This is a genomic window from Mycobacterium gordonae (genome assembly GCF_002101675.1).
GTDB lineage: Bacteria > Actinomycetota > Actinomycetes > Mycobacteriales > Mycobacteriaceae > Mycobacterium > Mycobacterium gordonae.
Genome location: NZ_LQOY01000164.1, coordinates 1 through 2830 on the forward strand (window position 1 = coordinate 1; position 2830 = coordinate 2830).

Below are 2830 nucleotides of genomic sequence, written 5' to 3' on the forward strand. Positions count from 1 at the left end.
CCTGAGCCACCACCTCCTCGCCGAGGTGGTCCCGAATCAAGCCGTCACAGTGGTCCTGAGTCAGGTTGACATAGAGACCTACGCGGCCAAGGTCGCGAAGTTCTTGACCTGGTGCTCGTTGAACGGGCTGGATTGGACGACGCTGTCATTTGCCGATTTAACCCGGTATAAGCGGTTCATCGAGCGCGAGCCGCTGGCGGATGGCCGTCCTCGCAGCGGCCGCACTACGAACATGTATTTGATCGTGCTGTGTGAGTTCCTTCGGTTCGCCTCCCGCGAGGGCCTGGTGGACCAGGCATTGGTGGACCGGCTTTCGGAGCCAAAGTTTCTGCGCTACCTGCCGCGGGGTTTCGATCCTGGAGAAGACGGCCAACGCCGACTGGTGCAGGCACGCACGCTCAAGGTTTGCGAGTACGAGAAACCGCCGGAATCGCTGGAACCGGATGAGACAGCAGCGGTTCTACGGGCTTGCCAAAATCCACGAGACCTGTTTTTGGCCCGAGTGATGCTCGATATGGGTCTGCGGATTGGAGAGGTGCTTGGCCTGCGCCGCAGTGATATTCACTTTCTACCCGATTCGTCAATGCTGGGCTGTTCGACACCCGGCCCGCACCTGCATGTGTATCGACGGCAGAACACGAACGGTTCGACTGCGAAGAGCCGATATCCGCGGTCGGTTCCGGCCAGTACTGCGGTAGTCGATGCCTATCGGGAGTACTGGGATGTCCGGCAGGATGTCGTCCCGGACAGCGTGAGTGACTTTGTGTTCGTGAATCTTTATGGCGCCGAACCCGACACACCGATGGCGTATCCAAATGCCAAGCGCTGCATGGACCGAATCGCCAAGACGGCGGGTGTCACGCTGCGACCGCACATGCTGCGCCACACCGCAGCCACCACCTGGCTTCGCCATGGCGAGCGAATCGATGTCGTGCAAGAACTGCTCGGGCACGCAAGCCCGGCATCGACACAGGTCTATCTGCACCCTTCCGAAGAGGAGAAGAGGGCAGCCGTCGATCGTCTCGCGCTCGGGAAGGGGCTCAGCTGATGAGCACTGCGCTCGCGAGCAGCCCGTTGGGGACGGACTGCACTGCCCGGGCATGGGCCGAATTCGTCCAGGAGCGCATCGACCCAGGGTGGCGCCCTGACGAATGGGATGGCGAGTCGCTGCTATTCACCGGTGTTCTCGACACGTCTCGGACGGTGGCGTTCACCTGCAGCACCCCCGGTTGCGGAGGGCCCTCGCGCACCAAGAACGTTCCGTGTTACGAATGCCAGCAGCAGCTGAAGTCGTTTGCTGTCCAGCCAGACACGTTCCGGCGCACGCATAACGCAAACCGTCGCTGGACGGGCGTGGAACTGCGGCGATGTGCTATTACAGTCGCCGGCGAGCAATGCGCACGAACGGCCAGTACCCGCGGTCTGTGCCGTTCGCATTGGAGCATTTGGCTGGGCAAACGCCGAAGCGGGATGGCTTTCGATGAGTTCGTTGCCACCGGCGCGAAGCCCTATCAGCGCCGAGAACATTGCCGGGTGGTGGGCTGCGACCATGAGCAAGTAAGTGCGAAATGGCGTCTGTGCGAACCGCACGATCAGCAATTCGGCCGCTGGCGGGCCAGCCGCAAGACCCGGGACGTCGAAGGGTTTCTCAGCTCCGCACGGCCTTTCGTGCGGATCCATCAATTCTCCCTCGCCGGCATAGACCCTGGGCTACGAGCCGAAATCGTCTACGTTCTGCAACGACGCGACGAGGACGGGTTCCCCCTAAACCCCACCGTAATCCGAACGGTTCTCAAGAAGTGTGGCGAGCACGGTATCAGCAGCCTGCTCGAGTTCACCGAAGCCGAGGTGGCGGTGATGCCGCGCTCGCGATCCGAAGAGCGGTCTCTTCTAAGGTCGGCACGCCTGCATCTGACCCGCCTTCGCGCCCGCTACGACGGCTTGGATCCGACGGAAAGCGATGTTTGGGACACCGCTGTCTTGGGGCTGGAGGCATCGCGGCAGCGGCGGTATCCCGCGGTGCGGGGCACCCTCGATTTCACCGCCGTATCCTTGCCGTGGGTCAAAACCCTGGTGAAGGAATGGGTGCGCCAGACCGAGCCAGACGTGGCCACTGCACGGCGAATGATTCTTGCCGCCAAGGTGGCTTGCCGCGCACTGTCGACCCGGACAGGTGGCCACGACCCCGCCCAGCTTGGGCTGGCCGACATGAGCGCCGTGGTCAAACAGATCAGCGACCTGCGCCGCGGCGACGGGGCCCGTTATTCAATCACGATGCGGTGCGCACACCTGAGGTTGTGGCGCGACCTCGTCGAGTTTGGGCGCTCTGTCGATCTGTTGAATGCGGTGCCCGGTGAGTTCGCGGTGCTGAGCACACATCGCCTGGACAAGGAAGATCCCGAACAGGAGAAGGCAGGCAAGGCCCTGCCAGCAGAGGTGATTCGATTCCTGGATGCGCACCTCGACCGATTCCGGCCCACGGTCGAGCGCGTTCGCGTCGGCTGGTCCGGCGAAGATTACGCCGCGATGTATCAAACTATGTACGTCATCTTCCGCAACACCGGCCGCCGGCTCGACGAAGTAATGTCGCTGAAACGAGACTGCCTGTGCTACAACACTAATGGCGAGGCGTCGCTGGTTTACGACAACCGAAAAGCTGGTCGGCTGGGTCGGTGGCTGCCGATCGACAAAGATACCGTGGAGGTCATCGAACGTTGGCAGCGGCGCGTGGACACACTGACGGTGCTGCCCGAGGGTCTGCTGCACGATCAGGTGACAGTTTCGGTCACGCGGCCTGACTGGCCGGTGTGGTCATGATTGCTTCGAATTC

General features: G+C 62.2%; 2 protein-coding genes. Both read left to right on the forward strand.

Annotated features, from left to right (window positions below):
* Window positions 1-1048, forward strand: a 1048-nt coding sequence (locus tag AWC08_RS23050; protein ID WP_085088207.1) for a tyrosine-type recombinase/integrase, incomplete at its 5' end; no start/stop codon positions are given.
* A gap of 485 nt (window positions 1049-1533) precedes the next feature.
* Entirely contained in the window at window positions 1534-2817 is a 1284-nt protein-coding gene (locus AWC08_RS23055; protein WP_142283742.1) for a site-specific integrase, read from the forward strand.
* Window positions 2818-2830: the final 13 nt, after the last annotated feature.